The sequence below is a fragment of the Streptomyces sp. NPDC049887 genome (assembly GCF_040656535.1).
GTDB lineage: Bacteria > Actinomycetota > Actinomycetes > Streptomycetales > Streptomycetaceae > Streptomyces.
This window is the reverse complement of sequence record NZ_JBFAMM010000003.1, coordinates 198593-217960: the sequence shown is the minus strand read 5'-3', so window position 1 is coordinate 217960 and position 19368 is coordinate 198593. Positions and strand designations below refer to the sequence as shown.

General features: G+C 73.3%; 15 protein-coding genes and 1 pseudogene. 7 read left to right on the top strand and 9 right to left on the bottom strand.

What is annotated here, in order from left to right; all coding sequences use genetic code 11:
* The first annotated feature begins 83 nt into the window (after positions 1-83).
* A complete protein-coding gene (locus AB0J10_RS05160; protein WP_363057944.1) occupies positions 84-2912 on the top strand; it encodes a DEAD/DEAH box helicase in 2829 nt (942 codons plus the stop codon).
* Positions 2913-3006: 94 nt separating this feature from the next.
* Here the strand turns inward: AB0J10_RS05160 and AB0J10_RS05155 are convergent.
* From AB0J10_RS05155 to AB0J10_RS05135, 5 genes and pseudogenes are all read right to left on the bottom strand, one after another.
* A pseudogene (locus AB0J10_RS05155) lies at positions 3007-3240 on the bottom strand (ADP-ribosylglycohydrolase family protein); the annotation flags it as partial.
* A gap of 353 nt (positions 3241-3593) precedes the next feature.
* Positions 3594-4400, bottom strand: a complete 807-nt coding sequence (locus tag AB0J10_RS05150) for an anti-sigma factor (RefSeq protein WP_363057942.1) — start codon at positions 4398-4400, stop codon at positions 3594-3596.
* Entirely contained in the window at positions 4397-4981 is a 585-nt protein-coding gene (locus tag AB0J10_RS05145) for a sigma-70 family RNA polymerase sigma factor (RefSeq protein ID WP_363057940.1), read from the bottom strand. Before AB0J10_RS05145 ends, AB0J10_RS05150 begins: the two co-directional genes overlap by 4 nt.
* A 608-nt stretch (positions 4982-5589) precedes the next feature.
* Positions 5590-6426: a siderophore-interacting protein gene (locus AB0J10_RS05140; protein WP_363057938.1), complete on the bottom strand. Its 837-nt coding sequence runs from the start codon at positions 6424-6426 to the stop codon at positions 5590-5592.
* A gap of 48 nt (positions 6427-6474) precedes the next feature.
* Positions 6475-7395 carry a 5'-3' exonuclease gene (locus AB0J10_RS05135; protein ID WP_363058271.1) on the bottom strand — a complete coding sequence of 307 codons (921 nt, stop codon included), beginning with the start codon at positions 7393-7395 and terminating at the stop codon, positions 6475-6477.
* Between the two features lie 432 nt (positions 7396-7827).
* On the opposite strand from AB0J10_RS05135, the gene AB0J10_RS05130 reads away from it, so the two are divergent.
* From AB0J10_RS05130 to AB0J10_RS05115, 4 genes are all read left to right on the top strand, one after another.
* Positions 7828-8922, top strand: a complete 1095-nt coding sequence (locus tag AB0J10_RS05130; RefSeq protein WP_363057936.1) for a glycine betaine/L-proline ABC transporter ATP-binding protein — start codon at positions 7828-7830, stop codon at positions 8920-8922.
* The gene (locus tag AB0J10_RS05125; RefSeq protein WP_363057934.1) at positions 8915-10750 is read left to right on the top strand and encodes an ABC transporter permease/substrate binding protein; all 1836 of its coding nucleotides are present in this window, start codon (positions 8915-8917) and stop codon (positions 10748-10750) included. Before AB0J10_RS05130 ends, AB0J10_RS05125 begins: the two co-directional genes overlap by 8 nt.
* 125 nt (positions 10751-10875) lie before the next feature.
* On the top strand, positions 10876-11427 hold the full coding sequence (locus AB0J10_RS05120; RefSeq protein ID WP_363057932.1) for an XRE family transcriptional regulator: 552 nt from the start codon (positions 10876-10878) through the stop codon (positions 11425-11427).
* Positions 11424-12134, top strand: coding sequence for a helical backbone metal receptor (locus AB0J10_RS05115; protein WP_363057930.1), 711 nt, complete (start codon positions 11424-11426; stop codon positions 12132-12134). Before AB0J10_RS05120 ends, AB0J10_RS05115 begins: the two co-directional genes overlap by 4 nt.
* Here AB0J10_RS05115 and AB0J10_RS05110 read toward each other — a convergent pair.
* Entirely contained in the window at positions 12070-13236 is a 1167-nt protein-coding gene (locus tag AB0J10_RS05110; RefSeq protein ID WP_363057928.1) for a C4-dicarboxylate ABC transporter, read from the bottom strand. The two genes, AB0J10_RS05115 and AB0J10_RS05110, sit on opposite strands and share 65 nt — an antisense overlap.
* Positions 13237-13306: 70 nt before the next feature.
* Here AB0J10_RS05110 and AB0J10_RS05105 point away from each other — a divergent pair, with 70 nt between their 5' ends.
* Positions 13307-14230, top strand: coding sequence for a LysR family transcriptional regulator (locus AB0J10_RS05105; RefSeq protein WP_363057926.1), 924 nt, complete (start codon positions 13307-13309; stop codon positions 14228-14230).
* Positions 14231-14301: 71 nt separating this feature from the next.
* Here AB0J10_RS05105 and AB0J10_RS05100 read toward each other — a convergent pair whose 3' ends face one another.
* The 3 genes from AB0J10_RS05100 to AB0J10_RS05090 all read right to left on the bottom strand — a co-directional run bounded on the left by AB0J10_RS05100 (position 14302) and on the right by AB0J10_RS05090 (position 17920).
* Complete coding sequence (locus AB0J10_RS05100) at positions 14302-14979, bottom strand: gamma-glutamyl-gamma-aminobutyrate hydrolase family protein (protein ID WP_363057924.1); 678 nt, start codon at positions 14977-14979, stop codon at positions 14302-14304.
* Positions 14980-15272: 293 nt separating this feature from the next.
* Entirely contained in the window at positions 15273-16724 is a 1452-nt protein-coding gene (eat, locus tag AB0J10_RS05095; protein ID WP_363057922.1) for an ethanolamine permease, read from the bottom strand.
* A gap of 467 nt (positions 16725-17191) precedes the next feature.
* A complete protein-coding gene (locus AB0J10_RS05090; protein ID WP_363057920.1) occupies positions 17192-17920 on the bottom strand; it encodes an FCD domain-containing protein in 729 nt (242 codons plus the stop codon).
* 78 nt (positions 17921-17998) lie between these two features.
* On the opposite strand from AB0J10_RS05090, the gene AB0J10_RS05085 reads away from it, so the two are divergent.
* Positions 17999-19363, top strand: a complete 1365-nt coding sequence (locus tag AB0J10_RS05085; RefSeq protein WP_363057918.1) for a glutamine synthetase family protein — start codon at positions 17999-18001, stop codon at positions 19361-19363.
* The last annotated feature ends 5 nt before the right edge of the window (positions 19364-19368 follow it).

Sequence of the window (19368 nt, the reverse complement as noted above, 5' to 3'; positions counted from 1 at the left end):
CCGAACGCCCTCCCCGAGCCTCCGCCCGCGCTCGAATAAGATCGCGCCCACTGTCGGACCCGACGGGTAGGCTCGACTGCAAGATGACAGAGGACCTCTCACCAGCTGAGCGATACGCAGCTGCTCGGACCCGCGCCGCCGAGCAGGCCACCGCGCTCGCTCCCTTCCGCGAGATGTACGACTTCGAGCTGGACCCCTTCCAGATCGAGGCATGCGAGGCGCTCGAGGCGGGCAAGGGCGTGCTCGTGGCGGCTCCCACGGGCTCCGGCAAGACGATCGTCGGCGAGTTCGCCGTGCACCTCGCCCTCACCCAGGGGCGCAAGTGCTTCTACACGACCCCCATCAAGGCGCTGTCCAACCAGAAGTACTCGGACCTGGTGAAGCGGTACGGCCCCGGGAGGGTCGGCCTGCTCACCGGCGACAACAGCGTCAACTCCGAGGCGCCGGTGGTCGTCATGACCACCGAGGTGCTGCGCAACATGCTGTACGCCGGCTCCCAGTCGCTGAACGGTCTCGGCCATGTGGTCATGGACGAGGTGCACTACCTCTCCGACCGCTTCCGCGGAGCCGTCTGGGAGGAAGTGATCATCCACCTCCCCGAGTCGGTGACACTGGTGTCGCTCTCGGCGACGGTGTCCAACGCGGAGGAGTTCGGTGACTGGCTGGACACGGTCCGCGGCGACACCGAGGTGATCGTCTCCGAGTCACGCCCCGTGCCCCTGTGGCAGCACGTGCTGGCCGGTCGCCGGATGTACGACCTCTTCGAGGAGGAGTCCGACCACGGCGGCCGCGGCGCGGCCCGCCGGGAGGTCAACCCCGACCTGGTCCGGCTGGCCAGGATGGAGAACTCGCGCACGTACAACCCGCGCGACCGGCGCCGGGGCAGGATGGTCCGCGAGGCCGACCGCGAGCGCGAGCGCCGGCAGCGCGGCCGTATCTGGACCCCGGGGAGGCCCGAGGTCATCGAGCGGCTGGACGCGGCAGGGCTGCTGCCCGCCATCACGTTCATCTTCAGTCGCGCCGGCTGCGAGGCCGCCGTCCAGCAGTGCCTGTACGCGGGGCTGCGTCTCAACGACGAGGAGGCCCGCCTCGAGGTACGGGCGATCGTCGAGGAGCGCACGGCGTCCATCCCGCGCGAGGACCTCCACGTGCTCGGCTACTACGAGTGGCTGGAGGGCCTGGAGCGGGGCATAGCCGCGCACCACGCCGGGATGCTCCCGACGTTCAAGGAAGTCGTCGAGGAACTCTTCGTCCGCGGCCTGGTCAAGGCCGTCTTCGCCACCGAGACCCTGGCCCTCGGCATCAACATGCCGGCCAGGTCCGTCGTCCTGGAGAAGCTCGTCAAGTGGAACGGCGAGCAGCACGCCGACATCACCCCCGGCGAGTACACCCAGCTGACCGGGCGCGCGGGTCGACGCGGTATCGACGTGGAGGGCCATGCCGTCGTGCTCTGGCAGCGCGGGATGGACCCGGGAGCGCTCGCCGGCCTCGCCGGCACCCGCACCTATCCGCTGCGCTCCAGCTTCAAGCCGTCGTACAACATGGCGGTCAACCTGGTGCAGCAGTTCGGCCGGCACCGCTCGCGCGAACTTCTGGAGACCTCCTTCGCGCAGTTCCAGGCGGACAAGTCGGTGGTCGGGATCTCGCGCCAGGTGCAGCGCAACGAGGAAGGACTCGAGGGCTACCGGGAGGGCATGACCTGCCACCTGGGCGACTTCGAGGAGTACGCCCGGCTGCGCCGCGAGTTGAAGGACCGTGAGACCGAACTGGCCAAGCAGGGCGCGGCCCAGCGCCGGGCGGCGGCCGCGGACTCGCTGGAGAAGCTCAAGCCGGGCGACGTCATCCACGTCCCCACCGGCAAGTTCGCCGGGCTCGCGCTCGTCCTCGACCCCGGTCTGCCGGCGGGCCGGTCCAACGGCCACCGCGGCTACGAGTACCACGACGGACCGCGCCCCCTGGTGCTGACGGCGGAACGGCAGGTCAAGCGGCTCGCCTCGATGGACTTCCCGGTCCCAGTCGAGCCGTTGGAGCGGATGCGGATCCCCAAGTCCTTCAACCCCCGCTCACCGCAGTCCCGGCGCGACCTCGCCTCCGCCCTGCGGACCAAGGCCGGGCACATCGTGCCCGACCGGCACCGCAAACCGCGCGCCGCCGCCGCGGACGACCGCGAGATCGCCCGGCTGCGCAAGGAGATCCGCGCCCATCCCTGCCACGGCTGCGACGAGCGCGAGGACCACGCCCGCTGGGCCGAGCGCCACCACCGGCTCCAGCGCGACACCCGGCAGCTGGAGCGCCGGATCGAGGGCCGGACGAACACCATCGCCCGTACCTTCGACCGCATCGTCGCGCTGCTGACCGAGATGGACTACCTCCGCGGCGACGAGGTCACCGAGCACGGCCGGCGGCTCGCCCGGCTCTACGGCGAGCTGGACCTGCTGGCCAGTGAATGCCTGCGCGAAGGAGTGTGGGAGGGGCTGAACCCGGCCGAACTGGCCTCCTGCGTCTCGGCGCTGGTGTACGAGGCGCGCCAGGCCGACGACGCGGTGGCGCCGAAGCTCCCGTCCGGCAAGGCGAAGGCCGCGTTCGGCGAGATGGTGCGCATCTGGGGCCGGCTGGACGCGCTGGAGGAGGAGTTCCGCATCAACCAGGCCGAGGGCGTGGGCCAGCGCGAGCCGGATCTCGGCTTCGCCTGGGCCGCGTACCAGTGGGCCTCGGGCAAGGGGCTGGACGAGGTGCTGCGCGAGGCGGAGATGCCGGCGGGGGACTTCGTGCGCTGGAGCAAGCAGGTCATCGACGTGCTCGGCCAGATCGCTGCCGCGGCGCCCGGGGAGCACTCCACGGTGGCGCGCAACGCCCGCAAGGCCGTGGACGCGGTGCTGCGCGGCGTGGTGGCGTACAGCTCGGTCGGCTGAGCGTCCCGGCCGGTGCGCCGCCCGCGGTTCGGGTGCGGCGCACCGGGCTCATGACGTCCGGTCGTTCGGCACGACCTGGGCCGGCGGGCGGGCCCGCGGCCCAGCGACGGAAGCGGTCGAACATGTCGGCGGGGTCGAAGCCGCCGCGCTCCGGGAGCGACTCACCGATTAGGACCGCCGTCTGGGTATCGTCCGTGGCTTCGCCGGAGTCCCAGCCGCCACCGCCGCACATCTCTCCCACACCGTCCGGGAAGCGGGCCGTGTACACGCCGGGCAGTCCGAACTCGAAGGGCGCGCCCAGCGCGTCGCCGACGGCGGAGCCGAGCACGCCCCGGTGACCCGGTCCGCACGCTCCGCCTTGTCCACGCCGCTCATCCGGCCGACGCGTACCGGGCGCGGGGAGGCCGCGGTACGCGTCGGCCGGACAGGCGGGCCCCGGGGAGCGGGACACGGCCGTGCACCCCTCGCCCCGGGCGTACGGGACGCCGCGACGAGCGGGCCACGAGCGAATGCCGCAGCCCTCGCCCCATCCGGGCGCCACCCGGCGACGACCGTGCCGCCGAAACGGCGCCGCCCGTGCGGCCCGGCGGGAACTCCCGAGTGCCGGGCGCGGGTGGTAACTCCCGTGCTGCCCGGGCACCGGGGAAGACCCGCTCCGCCCCGTGGGCGGGAGCGACCGTCCTAACCGGCCGGGAAGCTGAGCAGGCCCAGTGGTTCGGAGGTCGGGGCCCGCGAGCCGCCGGAGGGTTCGACGGTGATGCCCACGCCCGTCGCCCGGCCCACCGCGCCGTCCATGAGCAGTGTCTCCGCACTTCCCTCCGAGGCGAGCAGCCCGGCCGGACGCATGGTGTCGCCGTCCGCGAACCAGAGTTGGTACACCTTGCCGCTCTCCGGCCGGGGCAGGCCGGACGCCAGGAAGACGGCACGGTCGCGTTCGCGGGAGACGGCCACCGTGCCGGAGGCGCCCTCGCCGAGCGCTGTGCTCAGTGTGCGCGCGTCGGGCGCGGTGAGGACGTCCGCGAGCGCCTGGGTCCGCCGCTGCGCCAGTTCCGCGGCCTCACGGGCCTCGGCCCGTGCCTCGTCGACGGCGCGCTGCTGCGCGACCGTGACGCCGCCGAGCGCCGCGAGCCCCGCGACACAGGCGGCGAGGACGAACCCGGGGAGCCTGCGCCGGCCGGCCGGGCGGGCCCGGTGGACCGGGATCCGGCCGGCCTCCGCGGCGGCGACCTTCGGAGGTTCCTGGCGAACGGTCGAGATCCGCGCCAGTACCTGGGACTTCATCGCGGACGGCGGGGTCTCGGCCGCGGCGAGCCCGAGTCGTACCGCCGTGGCGCCGAGCTCCCGCACCTCCTGCTCGCAGGCCGCACACACGGCCAAGTGCCGTTCGAACCGGGCGCGTTCCCGGTCGCCGAGCGCATTGAGGGCGTACGCGCCGGTCAGTGTGTGCAGTTCGGCGTCCCGCCCCGCTCCCTTCGCCGCGGCGCTCATCCGTTCACCCCCAGGCAGTCGCGCAGACGGATCAGTCCGTCGCGCATCCGTGTCTTGACCGTGCCCAGCGGCACCGCGAGCAGTTCGGCGACCTCCCGGTAGGCGAGGCCGCGGTAGTAGGCCAGGGTCACCGACTGGCGCTGGAGTTCGGTCAGCGTGCGCAGACAGCGCCGTACCTGCTCCCGTTCCAGCCGGGCCTCGACCTGTTCGACGACATCGTCGAACGCCGGTGTGCCGCCGAGTCGTGCGGCCCTCTGCTCGCGGTCGGCGGCTGCCTGGGCGGAGCGCACGCGGTCGACGGCACGACGGTGGGCGAGGGTGAGGGTCCAGGTGAGGGCGGAGCCACGGGAAGGCTGGTAGCGCGCGGCGGTGCGCCACAGCTCCACCAGCACCTCCTGCGCCACTTCCTCCGACTGTGCCGGATCGCGCAACACCCCGCGGACGACGCCGAGTACGGGTCCGCAGACCGCGTCGTACACCCGCGAGAAGGCCTGCTGATCGCCGCGCGCGACCCGGACGAGCAGTTCGTCGAGTCCCGGCCCCGCCGATGGTGCCCCTGTGATGCGTATCGCTTCCTTCACCGCTCTCCCCTCGCCGCGGCCTGCTCCGGCCGGCCCCTCTTCCCCGGACCTGCGTCGCCGCGGGTGTCACTTCCCCTATACGGAGCGGAGGCGGGTCCTGACTGCCCTCGCGCCGAACTTTTTACACGTCCGTGTTCCGGCCGAGTCCTTCGCCGTCCGGGGCGGGCGGGGTGGCGGGCGGCCGACGCAGGGCCGGAGGAGGAGAGAGGTGCCGTGAGCAGCCCAGACGTCTCCGTGCTGGGCTTGTGGGGCGGCCGGTGGTGGCGGTGCGTGCGAGGTCCCAGTGACGCGCACTCCGCGGGGAGGCGGGGGCGCCGAAGGCGGGCCGGACGCGGGGCGCGGCCGCGACCACGGCGTGCGGCGGCCGTCCGCCCCGCGGGGCGGGCCGGCGTCCGTGCAGAAGCGGGCCCGGGCGCGATCTCCGTGGTCGGCGACTTCTCACGCGACGGTCCGCCCCGGTGCCGGCACCGCCACCGGGGCGGGTGTCGGCCCGGCCCCGTGCGGGGCGACGCCTCCCACCCATGACGGCCGGCAGGTCGGCAGCGGTGCGTCGGCACCGGTGCGGCGGCCGTGCGTCCCGCGCAGGTGGGCGCTCGTTGCCCGAGCGGTCACGCCTCCTGCTCGCGCTCCACTTCCGCGTTCCAGTCGCGCTTGATCGCCCGCCAGGCCTCGTCGGACTTGCCCAGGCGCCAGTATCCGGAGAGGGAGAGCCGCTCGCGCGGGACGCCCCGCTCCATCCGGAGGTGGCGGCGCAGTTCGCGCACCGCGCCCGCCTCGCCGTGGACGAACGCGTGCACGTCGCCCTCGGGGAACTCCAGTCCGCGCACCGCGGCGATCAGCGCCTCGCCGACGGGGCGGGCGCCACGGTGCAGCCAGGTGACGGTCACGCCGTCCGGAGTGGCGATCTTCTGCTCCTCAGCGGGACCGGGGATCTCGACGAAGGCGTGGACCCGCGCGCCCACCGGCATCTGCTCCAGCGCGGCGGCGATCGCCGGGAGGGCGCTCTCGTCCCCCGCGAGCAGATGCCAGTCCGCCGCCGGGTCCGGTGCGTAGCCGCCGCCGGGGCCCAGCAGCCGCACGGTCTCACCGGGCCGCACCGCGGCCGCCCACGGTCCGGCGAGTCCCTGGTCGCCGTGGACCACGAAGTCGATGACGAGCTCGCGGTGCGCGGCGTCCCAGGAGCGGACGGTGTAGGTCCGGTTGCTCGGCCACTGGTCGCGGGGCAGTTCCTCGCGGATGCGGGCCATGTCGAACGGCTCGGGGTACGTCACTCCCGGCGCGGGGAAGACGACCTTCACATAGTGGTCGGTGAACCCCTCCGTGGCGAACGACGCCAGACCCTCGCCGCCGAGGACGAGACGCACCATGTGCGGGGTGATCCGTTCCGTACGCAGGACCAGCGCCTCATGGACCTGCGGTGCCTTGCGGGCGGCTGTCTCTGCCACGGCGGACTCCCCTGACTGTAGATGCTTAGGCTTGCCTAAGCTAACACCTCAGCCGTGGGAACTCGCGCTCGCCAGCTCCGTGCGCAGCCGGGCGACCGCCCTGCCGAGCCCCCAGCGCATGGCCAGCTCCTCAAGCCCGGCCGGGTCACGGGGTTCCCCGGGCAGGGCCGGATCGAAGGCGGGCAGCGGCACGTCGCCCGCGACCCGGACGACCTTGGGGGCGACCGCCACATAGGGGCGCGACTCGTCCAGTCGCTTGCGCTGCGAGGGCGTCAGCCCGGACGCGGGGTCGTCGACAGCGGCCATGATCCCGGCCAGGTCCCCGTACGCGGCCAGGAGTTTCGCGGCCGTCTTCTCGCCGATGCCCGGAACCCCGGGCAGCCCGTCGCTGGGGTCGCCGCGCAGCAGCGCCAGATCCGCGTAACCCGGGCCGTCCACGCCGTACTTCTCGCGGAGCACCGCCTCGTCGGTGGTCTGCATCATGCCCACGCCCTTCAAGGGGTAGAGCACGCGGATCCCGCGGGTGTCGTCCACGAGCTGGTACAGGTCGCGGTCGCCGGTCACGATGTCGACCGGGCCCGTCGCCCGTGCCGTCAGCGTGCCGATCACGTCGTCCGCCTCGTAGCCCGCGACGCCGACCCGCGCGATGCCGAAGGCGTCCAGGACGTCCTCGATGACGGGGACCTGCGGCGACAGGGTGTCCGGGACCTCCTCCTCGTCCGGCCCCGCCGCGGTCTCCACCGCGACCCGGTGGGCCTTGTACGAGGGGATCAGCTCGACCCGCCAGTGCGGGCGCCAGTCCGCGTCCATACAGGCCACCAGCTCGTCCGGACGGTGGTCCTGGACCAGCCGGGTGATGAATTCGAGCAGCCCGCGCACGGCATTGACGGGCGTGCCGTCGGGGGCGCGCACGGAGTCCGGCACCCCGTAGTACGCACGGAAGTACAGGGAGGCGGTGTCGAGGAGCATCAGGCGTCGCGTCACAGTCCGAATGATGCCGTACGCCGCCGACAACACCCCGGTTCCGGGCCCACCGGGCGCCGGAACCCCGGGCCCCTGACCCACCCGGACCGCGTCCGCCTCCCCGGCCCCTCACGGCCGCGCCGAACCCGGCCGTCACGACCCGCCCGCGCATCCGAGCTGCCCCAGCCCGGTCCCGGCACGGCCGCCGAGCCGCCCGTGACCGACCTGCCGACCGTGCCTGACCGGCCTGCCGACCCGCCCGTGAACCGGATCACTCCTGAGTTTGTCCTCCCGGGCCCCCGGGCAGGCGCGGCGCCGGAGCGGGCCCCGTCGTGCCCTCGTGCACCGAGGACGCGGGGAAGCGGGCGGAACCCGCCCGCTCCACGGCCCGCCGGCGGGGGTGGCGGGCCGTTCTTCGGTTCGACGCGTGAGGTGTATGTGTCCAGGCTGCAGGCCGAGCATCTGTACAAGGTGTTCGGCAGACGACCCGACGAGGCGGTGCGCAGGCTCGAGGGAGGATCCGGCCGCGACGAGCTCCGCGCCGACGGAGCGACGGCCGCGGTGATCGACGCCTCGTTCTCCGTCGAGCCGGGGCAGATCTTCGTCGTCATGGGTCTGTCCGGGTCCGGCAAGTCCACGCTGCTGCGCATGCTCAACGGGCTGCTGGAGCCGACCGCCGGACGCGTGCTCTTCGACGGGCAGGACCTCACCGCCCTCGGCGCCCGCGGCCTCCGCGAGGTGCGCGCCAACAAGATCAGCATGGTCTTCCAGCACTTCGCGCTGTTCCCCCACCGCAGCGTGCTGGAGAACGCCGCCTACGGCCTGGAGGTCCAGGGCGTGGCGCGCGCCGAGCGCGAGCGCCGCGCCGCCGAGGCGCTGGAGCTCGCCGGACTCGCCGGCTGGGAGCAGTCCTGGCCGGACGAGCTGTCCGGCGGAATGCAGCAGCGCGTCGGCCTCGCCCGCGCCCTCGCCACGGACGCCGACCTGCTGCTGATGGACGAGTCCTTCAGCGCCCTCGACCCGCTGATCCGCCGCGACATGCAGGACCAGCTGATCGAACTGCAGAAGCGGCTGAAGAAGACCATCGTCTTCATCACCCACGACCTCAACGAGGCCATGCGCCTCGGCGACCGGATCGCCGTGATGCGCGACGGCCGGATCGTCCAGCTCGGCACCGCCGAGGACATCCTGGTCCGCCCCGCCGACGACTACGTGGCGTCGTTCATCCAGGACGTGGACCGCTCCCGGGTGCTCACGGCGGCCGCCGTCATGACCGAGCCGCGGGGCGCCGGTGACGCCGGCGGGTGCGGCTGCGAGACCGTCACGCCCGGCACCCTCGTGGCGGAGGTGTGCGCCGTCAGCGCGCGTGTCCCGCACCCCGTGGCCGTCAAGGACGCCGCAGGCGAGCTCGTCGGCGTCGTGCCGCAGTCCCGGCTGGTCGGCCTCGTCGGAGACGAGCCGGGTGAGCAGGTGCCCTGCGACACCGCGGTCCGCCGGCCGCCTCGGCAGAAGCAGGTGAGCGCCAGTGCCTAGGCTTCCCCTCGGAGACTGGGTCGACGGCGGCGTCGACTGGCTCCAGTCCCATCTCTCCTGGCTGTTCGACGCCCTCGGCACGGTCGTCACCGGCATGTACGACGGTATCGACGCGGCCCTGTCCGCACCCGAGCCGCTGCTCTTCGCGGGCATCCTCGCCGTCGTGGCCTGGTGGCTGCGCGGTCTGCTCGCGGGCGGGCTGGCGTTCGCCGGCCTCGCCCTGATCGACTCCGTGGAGCTGTGGGACGACGCCATGTCGACCCTCTCGCTGGTGCTGGTCGCCACCGTCGTCACGCTGGTGATCGCGGTACCGCTCGGCATCTGGGCCTCCCGTTCCCAGACGGTCAGCGCGGTGATCAGGCCGGTCCTGGACTTCATGCAGACGATGCCGGCGATGGTCTACCTGATCCCGGGCATCATCTTCTTCGGCGTCGGTGTGGTCCCCGGCGTCATCGCCACGATCGTCTTCGCTCTGCCGCCCGGGGTACGGATGACCGAGCTCGGCATCCGCCAGGTCGACGGGGAACTCGTGGAGGCCGCGGAGGCGTTCGGCACCACGCCCCGCAACACGCTCGTCCGTGTGCAGCTGCCGCTCGCCCTGCCGACGATCATGGCCGGCGTCAACCAGGTGATCATGCTGGGGCTGTCCATGGTCGTCATCGCCGGCATGGTCGGCGGCGGCGGCCTCGGCGGCGCCGTCTACCGCGCCATCGGCAACGTCGACATCGGACTCGGTTTCGAGGCCGGCGTCTCCATCGTCATCCTGGCCATGTACCTGGACCGGATGACGGGCGCGCTGGGCCGCCAGGTGTCCCCCCTCGGCCGCCGGGCCCTCGCCCGGGCCAGGGCGGCCGGCGTGCCGAAGATCTGGAACCATCGTCCCCAGCCCGTCGTCGCGGTGGTCGGGGTCGTGGTCCTCGCGCTCCTCGCGGGCGGTATGGGCGTGTTCGGCGGAGCCGGTTCCGCCGGGGCCGGCGGACCCGGCGACGTCGGCCGGGGCAAGAAGATCTCGGTGGGCTACATCCCGTGGGACGAGGGCATCGCCTCGACCTTCCTGTGGAAGGAACTGCTGGAGCGCCGCGGCTTCGAGGTCGAGGCCAGGCAGCTGGAGGCAGGCTCGCTCTACACCGGTCTCGCCGGCGGTCAGATCGACTTCCAGACGGACTCCTGGCTCCCGGTCACCCACGCCCAGTACTGGGACAGGTACCGCGACAAGCTGGAGGACAAGGGCTCCTGGTACGGCCCGACCTCCCTGGAGCTGTCCGTCCCCGCGTACATGAAGGACGTCGACTCCCTCGACGACCTCAAGGGCAAGGCGGGACGCTTCAAGGGCCGCATCGTCGGCATCGAGCCGAGCGCCGGGATGATGGGGCTCCTCGAGGACAGGGTCCTCGAGGAGTACGGCCTGGAGGGCGAGTACGAGGTCGTCGACGGCTCCACCCCCGGCATGCTCGCCGAGCTGAAGCGGGCGTACGACAGGAAGGAGCCGATCGTCACCACCCTGTGGTCGCCGCACTGGGCCTACAGCACCTACGACCTGAAGAAGCTGAAGGACCCGAAGGGCGCGTGGGGCAAGGGCGACGGCATCCACACTCTCGCCCGCAAGGGCTTCTCCGAGGAGAACCCGCAGGTCGGCAAGTGGCTCCAGGATTTCAGGATGACCGAGGCGCAGCTCACCGGCCTGGAGGCGAAGATCCAGGACACGGGCAAGGGCAAGGAGCAGGACGCCGTCCGTGCCTGGCTGGCGGAGAACCCCGGCCTCGCCGACGAGTGGACACCGGTGGCCGGGTCCGCGGCGAACGGCTCGCAGCCGCAACAGACCGACTGAATCCCCCACCGGTGAGGACCCCGTCACATAACGTGGCGGGGTCCTCGTCGTTGCGGCAGGGGCAACGGGGGGTTGCCCGGGCCGGAACGTGCGTAAGGTACAGAGAGGAGGGAGGGACGTCAGCCATGGGAGACAAGGAAGCGCTCCGCGTGGGCTCCGCCGTCCGCCGAAGGCGCCGGGCCCTGGATCTGACGCTCGCCGCCGTCGCCGGACGCAGCGGCCTGTCCGTGCCCTTCCTCAGCCAGATCGAGAACGAACGGGCCCGGCCCAGCATGCGCTCGCTGCACCGCGTCGCCGACGCACTGGAGACGACCGCCGCCGAACTGCTCGCCGCCGCCGACTCCTGCCGGGTCGTCGACGTCGTCCGCGCCGACGACGCCGGTCTCGTCACCCGCCCGGGCGTGCGCCATCTGGTACGGGGCCACCACCAGCTCCACGCCGTGGAGTTCACCGGTGAGCAGGAGACCGGAGGCGAGCACCAGCACCGCAACGACGAGCTGATGTACGTGGCCGACGGCGGCGCCGAGGTCGAGGCCGAGGGCCGTGCCCATCGCCTGGAGAAGGGCGACACACTCTTCCTCTCCGGCGGGGTGCTCCACCGCTGGCGCGCCACCCGCCCCGGCACCCGCCTCCTCGTCGTCGCCGTCGCCGACCACATCGAGGCCGTCGCACCGTGAACCGGGTCGTCTCGCTGGTGCCCTCGCTCACGGAGGCCATCGCCGTCAGTGCGCCCGGGCTGCTGGCCGGTGCCACCGACTGGTGCACCCGTCCCGCCGGCCTCCGCGTCGCCAGGATCGGGGGCACGAAGAACCCCGACGTGGCGGCGGTGGTCGCGCTGCGGCCCGATCTCGTGGTCGCCAACGAGGAGGAGAACCGGGAGCCCGACCTCGCCGCGCTGCGCGCCGCGGGGCTCGATGTGCTCGTCACCGAGGTGAGGACCCTGCCGCAGGCGTTCACCGAGCTGCAGCGGGTCCTGGACGTCTGTGGGGTGACCCGTCCCCGGTGGCTCGACGACGCCGAGGACGCCTGGGCCGCCGTCGAACCCCCGGCCGAGCCGCGCCGTGCGGTCGTGCCGGTCTGGCGGCGGCCCTGGATGGTCCTCGGCCGCGACACCTTCGCCGGCGACGTACTCGCCCGGCTCGGCGTCGACAACGTCTACGCCGCGCACCCGGAGCGCTATCCCCGCGTCCCGCTCGAAGAGCTGAACGCCGCGGGCGCTGACCTGGTCGTGTTCCCCGACGAGCCCTACCGCTTCACCGCGGACGACGGTCCGGAGGCTTTCCCGGGTGTTCCCGCGGCGCTCGTCGACGGGCGCATGCTCACCTGGTACGGGCCGTCGCTGGCGGCGGCCCCGACGGCGCTGCGAGCAGCGCTCCGCGGGTGAGACCCCGCAGCGTGAGGGCCCCGGTCACGGCCCAGGCCACGACCAGGAAGGCGTACAGCGCGGCCGCCGCCCACGCCGGAGCGGCCGCACCCGAGCGCCCCGACAGCGCCGCCGCCCCCGTGACGCACGTACCGACCGGGAAGGTGAAGGCCCACCACGTCATCGCGAACGGCATGCCCCGCCGGACAGCCCGCGCCACCAGCGCCGCGGCCGGGAGGAGCCACAGCAGCGCGAGGCCGAGCGCGACGGTCCCGTAGGCGGTCGCGAAGGAGCCGAGGGCCGCAGCGTCCGCCGGTCCGACCGCCGAAGGGGCCGCGTCCGCCAGTTTGTGCACGGCGGTGGTGGACTGCCCGAGCGGGCCGAGCACCAGGAACAGGGCGGGTGTGAGGACGAGCGGCGGTGGGCCCGCGCGGAGGAGCCGCAGGGTCACCAGCGGCAGGATCACGAGCACGGCGAGCAGGCTCACCGCGAACAGCCCGTAGCAGCCGAGCAGCGCGGCCCCGCGCCACGGTCCGGCGGGCACCCGGCCCACGAGGAGCGCGCCCAGCGTCGCCGCCACCATCGGGGCCACCACGGGCAGCAGCCACACCGGTGACGCGTCCCCTGCCGTCACCCTGCGGCGGGTGACGAGCAGGTACGGGACCGCCACCGCGGCCGTCAGCCCGGTCAGCGTGCCGGCGGCGAACAGGGCCGTCGCCGTCAGAACCGCCGTGTGCTCGCCGACCACGGCGCCGCCGACCGTGAGCGAGCCGATGCCGACCGCGAGCAGCGCCATCGCCGTGCAGCCGTGGAACGGGGCCACCGCCGGATCGAGGAGGTCGGCGCGGGCCCGGTCGCGGTGGCGTGCCCAGTGCGCGGCGCGCGCGACCAGCAGGGTGCCGAGCGCCAGCACGGCGAGTACCCAGACCGCCCCGAGCGCGTTCCGTGCTCCCGCGGGTCCCATCGGCAGGGACGCACCGGCGACGGCCACCGCGGCCGTGCCCATGACGGCGGAGTACCAGTTCGGCCCGAGCCGGCGCAGTGCCGGCTCGGGCCGCGGCGGGCGGACCGGGCCGGGCGGCGCGGCGGGGGAGTAGGTGCGGGGATGGGCGACGGTGACCATGGCCCCACTCTGCGGTCCCGACCGGCCGCCCACCAGGCACACCGCCACTATGGCCCCATAAGCTGGCCTTATGAGCGAAGGAGAACGCGGGCCGGTGGCCCACCGGGTGCCCGACCTCGCCGCGCTGGAGCTGTTGCTCGCGGTCGCCCGGCACGGGAGCCTGGGGCGCGCCGCACGTGAGCTCGGCGTCACCCAGCCGGCGGCGAGCAGCCGGATCCGTTCCATGGAGCGGCAGTTGGGTGTCGCGCTGGTGGACCGCTCACCGCGCGGCTCCCGCCTCACGGACGCGGGCGCGTTGGTCACGGACTGGGCGCGGCGGATCGTGGAGGCGGCCGAGGCGTTCGACGCCGGCGCGCAGGCGCTGCGCGACCGGCGCGACTCCCGGCTGAGGGTCGCCGCAAGCATGACCATCGCCGAGTACCTGCTGCCCGGCTGGCTGATCGCACTCCGCCAGGACCGGCCGGGCACCGCGGTGTCACTGTTCGCGGGCAACTCGGCGGCGGTGGCGGAGCGTCTGCTGCGCGGCGATGCGGACGTAGGCTTCGTCGAGGGGCTGGCGGTGCCGGAGGGACTCGACGGCGCGGTCGTCGGCCACGACCGGCTCGTGGTCGTCGCGGCGCCGGGCCACGCGTGGGCGCGCCGGCGTTCGCCACTGTCGCCGGAGAGGCTGGCCGCGACCCCGCTGGTGCTGCGCGAGCGCGGTTCGGGCACCCGGCAGGTGCTCGACTCGGCGCTCGCGGACCACGGCGGGCTCGCCGAGCCGCTGCTCGAACTCGCCTCCACCACGGCCGTGAAGGCGGCCGCCGTCAGCGGGGCCGGTCCGGCGGTCCTCAGCGAACTCGCCGTGACGGAGGAACTGGCGTCCCGCCGCCTCGTGCGCATCCCCGTGGAGGCGGTCCGCCTCCGCCGCGACCTCCGCGCCGTCTGGCCCCACGGCCACCGCCCCACGGGCCCGGCCCGCGACCTGCTGTCGCTGACGCGGTCCGGGGGCTGAGGACCGGGCGGCCGGGAGCACTCACCGTCAGCGACCCAAGGGACAGAACACCCCCGGCTGCCGGTGAGCGGTCAGGACGCGGCGCCGACGAGGCCCGCCATGACGCGGGTGTCGTCGGCCATCTCCGGGTGCCACTGCACCCCGAGCACCCAGGCCGGGGCCGGGAGTTCGACGGCCTCCACGGTTCCGTCGTGCGCGTGCGCCGAGACGACGAGGCCGTCGCCGAGGCGGTCCACGGACTGGTGGTGGTACGTCGGCACCGACGACTCGTCCGCCACCAGCGAGGCGTACCGTGTGCCGGCGACCGGCCTCACGGTGTGCCGGCCGAAGACGCCGACGGCCTCCACGTGCCCGTCGAGGTGCTGGACGAGCGTGCCGCCGAGGGCGACGTTCAGCAGTTGCATCCCCCGGCAGATCCCGAGCAGCGGGGTGCCGGTGTCGATCGCCGCCCGGATCAGGGCCAGTTCCCAGGCGTCCCGCTCCCGGGCCGGTGGCCCGGTGCGGGGATGGGGTTCGGCCCCGTACCGGACGGGCTCGACGTCGGGCCCGCCCGCGACGACCAGGCCGTCGAGCCGGGCCACGGTCGCGGCGGCCCGGCCGGGCTCGTCGGGCGGCAGCATCGCGGCGATGCCCCCGGCCGACTGGACGAGGCGCGGATAGCCGACGGGCAGCAGTGCGGCGGGGAGGCGCCACACGCCCCACGAGGCGTCCTCCAGGTAGGTGCTGACGCCGATGAGCGGCTGGGTCACGGTCGCGGGTCCTCCGGTCGTGATGCGGTGGTGCGGCTGTCGGGTGGTGTGTGGACGTCGTGGTCCCGGTCTCCTGGCGCGGGACCGCGGCCGCCGTGGTCACGGTGCCGGACGCCCGGCCCCGGGATGTCACGGCCACGGAGGCCGGGCCCGCCCGGGACGGGCCCCGGGACCCGGTCCGGCGCGGGAGCACGACCGCCGGCACCGGGTGCGTGACCCCCGGGACCATGGTGCGGCGTTCCGCGGTCCGGCGCCCGGAACGGCGGGCTGCCGCACCGCGGAACGCCGGCTCGTCAGTCGCGGGCCAGTTCCGCCTCGGCCGCGGCGAGCGCCGCGAACTCCTCCTCCGGGGCACGGGCCACGAGGCGGTTACGACTGTAGAAGGCGAAGTAGGCCAGGGCGACGCCGTACACGGCGAGAGCGATGAACGCCGCGTCCTTGTCCACCAGGAAGGTCGCCACGAGCGCGGACAGCGCGAGGACGAAGGCGACGGACGAGGTCACCACTCCGCCGGGGGTGCGGTACGGACGCGGCAGCTCCGGCTCGCGCCGCCGCAGCACGATGTGGGACAGCGCCATCAGGGCGTAGCTGATCGTGGCACCGAAGACGGCGATGTTGAGCATCCGCGCCCCGTCCCCGGTGCCGGCGGCCAGCGCGAAGCCGATCGCGCCGGGGATCAGCAGGCCCAGGTACGGCGACTTGCGGCGGCTGGTCAGCGACAGGAAGCGGGGCAGGTAGCCCGCCCGGGACAGGGCGAACAGCTGGCGCGACCCGGCGTAGATGAGCGAGAAGAACGAGGCGACCAGGCCGGCGAGTCCCGCGTAGTTGACGAAGCGGCTCAGCGCCGTCGGGTCGCCGTCGCCCTGCAGTGCCACCACCAGCGGGTTGCCCGCCTCCTGGATCGCGGCCGAGCCGCGGGCACCGGTGGCGGCGAAGAAGGTGATCAGGGCCAGCAGCACCAGGATCGACATCGAGAGCGCGAGTGCCTTCGGCATCGACCGGACCGGGTCCTTGGCCTCCTCCGCGGCGAGCGGTACGCCTTCCACGCCGAGGAAGAACCACATGCCGAAGGGGAACGCGGCCCAGATGCCGAGCAGTCCGAACGGCAGCCAGGAGCTGGAGCCCACCGCGTCGTCGTCGACCGGGATGTCGTCGAGTCCGCTCACCTGGAAGTCGGTGAAGGCCCCCGCGGCGAAGATCAGCAGCGCGGCGACGGCGATCACGGTGACGATGAGACTGAAGCGCAGCGCCTCGCCCACGCCCCACAGGTGTATGCCGATGAAGACGGCGAAGCAGGCGAGGTAGACGGGCCAGCCGGACTCCAGCCCGAAGAGCCCGAGTGACTCGACGTAGTCGCCGATGAAGATCGAGATGGCGGCGGGGGCCAGGATGTACTCGATGAGGATCGCCGTACCGGTGAGGAACCCGCCCCAGGTGCCGAGTGCCCGGCGCGCGAACCCGTAGCCGCCGCCCGCGGTCGGCAGGATGGCCGACAGCTCGGCGAGCGCGAAGACGAGGCAGGCGTACATCAGGCCCATCAGCACGGTGGCGGCGGCGAGTCCGCCGAAGCCCCCCTTGGACAGTCCGATGTTCCAGCCGGAGAAGTCGCCGGAGACGACGTAGGCGACGCCGAGCCCGGTGAGCAGCAGCCAGCCCGCGCTGCCGCGGCGCAGGGTCCGGCGTTCGAGATAGTTGTCCGGTGGGGTGTTGCCGCTCCCGGTGGTGTCGGTGTCTTCGAGCGTCATGGCAGAGCTCCCGCGTCGGGCCCAATGGAATGGAGCCATACCTTTGCGGTGACTGTGGGGAAACGCAAGACCCCTGCGTTACTTTCGGGTTACGCCGCCCCGTTCCCGGCGGCGCGCGGCGGCGTGCCCCGCACGAGCCCGCGGCCCCCTCCCCGCCCGCCTCCGACGGCACGCCGGCGCGGCCTCGCGGGCGCGGTTCCGATCGGCCCGCGGTCGCACAGCCGTGCCGGAGGCATTCGCTGCGGCCCGCGCCGACCGCGCCTGCGACACTCGCCCACCCGCGGGTCGAGCCCGGCGCGTTCGCCGCCCGCACGCCGGTCGTGCCGACCGCGCGGGCCGGGCCGGCCCACGCCGTCCGCGTCCCACCGGTTCGGCGATCCGGGCTGCCCTGAAGGGTCGTGCGGCAGCGCTCGGCCCGGGAGGACGGGCTGTGGGAGCGCGCCCGCGGAGACAGCCGCGCACGGCCCTCACGCGAGGAAGCCGCGCAGCAGCGCCGCCGTGCCCTCGCAGTGCTCCCGCATCACCTCGCGCGCCGCGTCCGCGTCCCCCTCCAGTACCGCCTCCACCAGCGCGACGTGCTGCTGCTGGGAGTGCTCCAGATTGCGCACGAGCAGCGGGATGCAGTCGAGCAGATCGTTCACGGCCGCCCGTACGGCCGCGTACTGCTTGGTCAGCGTGGGTGAGCCGGACAGCTCGGCCAGGGTGAGGTGAAGGAGCGTGTCGCACCTCCGGTAGGCGTCCAGTGGTGCGTCGTGCGTCGCCGTCAGCGCCGTGCGCAGCCGCCAGGCGCCCTCCTCGGAGAGCCCGTGCGCCGCGCACAGCCCCGCCGCGCCGACCTCCAGGACCTCCCGGAAGCGCAGCGTGTCCTCGACGTCGACGGCAGCGATCCGGCGGCGCAGCTCGTCCTCGCCCTCGGTGCGCGGGCGGTGCAGGACGAACGTTCCTCCGTAGCGACCGCGCCGGCTCTCCACCAGGCCCTCCTCCTGGAGGACCCTGAGCACCTCGCGCAGGGTGACCCGGCTGATGCCCATGCGCTCGGCGAGTTCGCGCTCGGCGGGCAGCCGTTCACCGCCGGGCACCAGTCCGAGCCGTACGACCTGCAGGACCTGTTCGAGGGCCTCCTCGAAGCCGTTGCCCCCGCGCACCGGCCGCAGCACGGACGTGAGCCGGTCCCCGGACTCGCTCTTCTCGACCACGTCGCGGTTTCCCCTTCCCAAGCAATGGTCTTCGGCAATACCTTATGGCTCCCGGCTGACCTTAGGAGGCGCAATCCCGTGGCAGACCGCACACCCCCGCTGGGCGTCGAGGAGCTGAGAGCCCTCGTCGCGAGCGGTGAGATCGACACCGTAGTCCTGGCCTTTCCCGACATGCAGGGCAGGCTCCAGGGCAAGCGGTTCGCCGCCCGGTTCTTCCTCGACGAGGTCCTGGAACACGGTACGGAGGGCTGCAACTACCTGCTTGCCGTGGACGCGGAGATGAACACCGTGGACGGCTACGCCATGTCCTCGTGGGAGCGTGGCTACGGCGACTTCGCCATGCACCCCGACCTGGCCACACTGCGCCGTGTCCCGTGGAACGAGGGCACGGCCATGCTCGTCGCCGACCTGGCGTGGAACGACGGCACCCCGGTCGTCGCCGCCCCCCGCCAGATCCTGCGCCGCCAGCTGGAGCGCCTGGCCGAACACGGCTGGACCGCCCAGGTCGGCACCGAGCTGGAGTTCATCGTCTTCAAGGACACCTACGAGCAGGCCTGGGACCGCGGCTACCAGGGCCTCACTCCCGCCAACCAGTACAACATCGACTACTCGGTCCTCGGCACCGGCCGCATCGAGCCGCTGCTGCGCCGGATCCGCAACGAGATGGCCGCCGCCGGCCTGACCGTCGAGTCCGCCAAGGGCGAGTGCAACCCCGGCCAGCACGAGATCGTGTTCCGCTACGACGAAGCCCTCGTCACCTGCGACCAGCACGCGATCTACAAGACCGGAACCAAGGAGATCGCCGCCCAGGAAGGCGTCTCGATCACCTTCATGGCCAAGTACAACGAGCGCGAGGGCAACTCCTGCCACATCCACCTCTCCCTCGCGGACGCCGACGGCCGCAACGCCATGGCGGGCGACGCACCGGACGGCATGTCGGACGTCATGCGGCACTTCCTGGCCGGGCAGCTCGCCGCCCTGCGCGACTTCTCCCTGCTGTACGCGCCGAACATCAACTCGTACAAGCGGTTCCAGCCGGGCTCCTTCGCCCCGACCGCCGTCGCCTGGGGCCACGACAACCGGACCTGTGCGCTGCGCGTCGTCGGCCACGGCCGCTCGATGCGCTTCGAGAACCGGCTGCCCGGCGGTGACGTCAACCCCCATCTCGCCGTCGCCGCCCTGGTCGCTGCCGGCCTGTACGGGATCGAACAGAAGCTGGAGCTGCCCGAGGTCTGCACGGGCAACGCCTACGGCGCCGACTACGAGCACGTCCCGACCAGCCTCCGCGAGGCCGCCGAGCTCTGGGAGAACAGCCCCGTCGCCAAGGCCGCCTTCGGGGACGAGGTCGTCGCCCACTACAGCAACATGGCCCGGGTCGAGCTCCAAGCCTTCGACGCCGCGGTGACCGACTGGGAGCTGCGCCGCTCCTTCGAACGCATGTGAGGCAC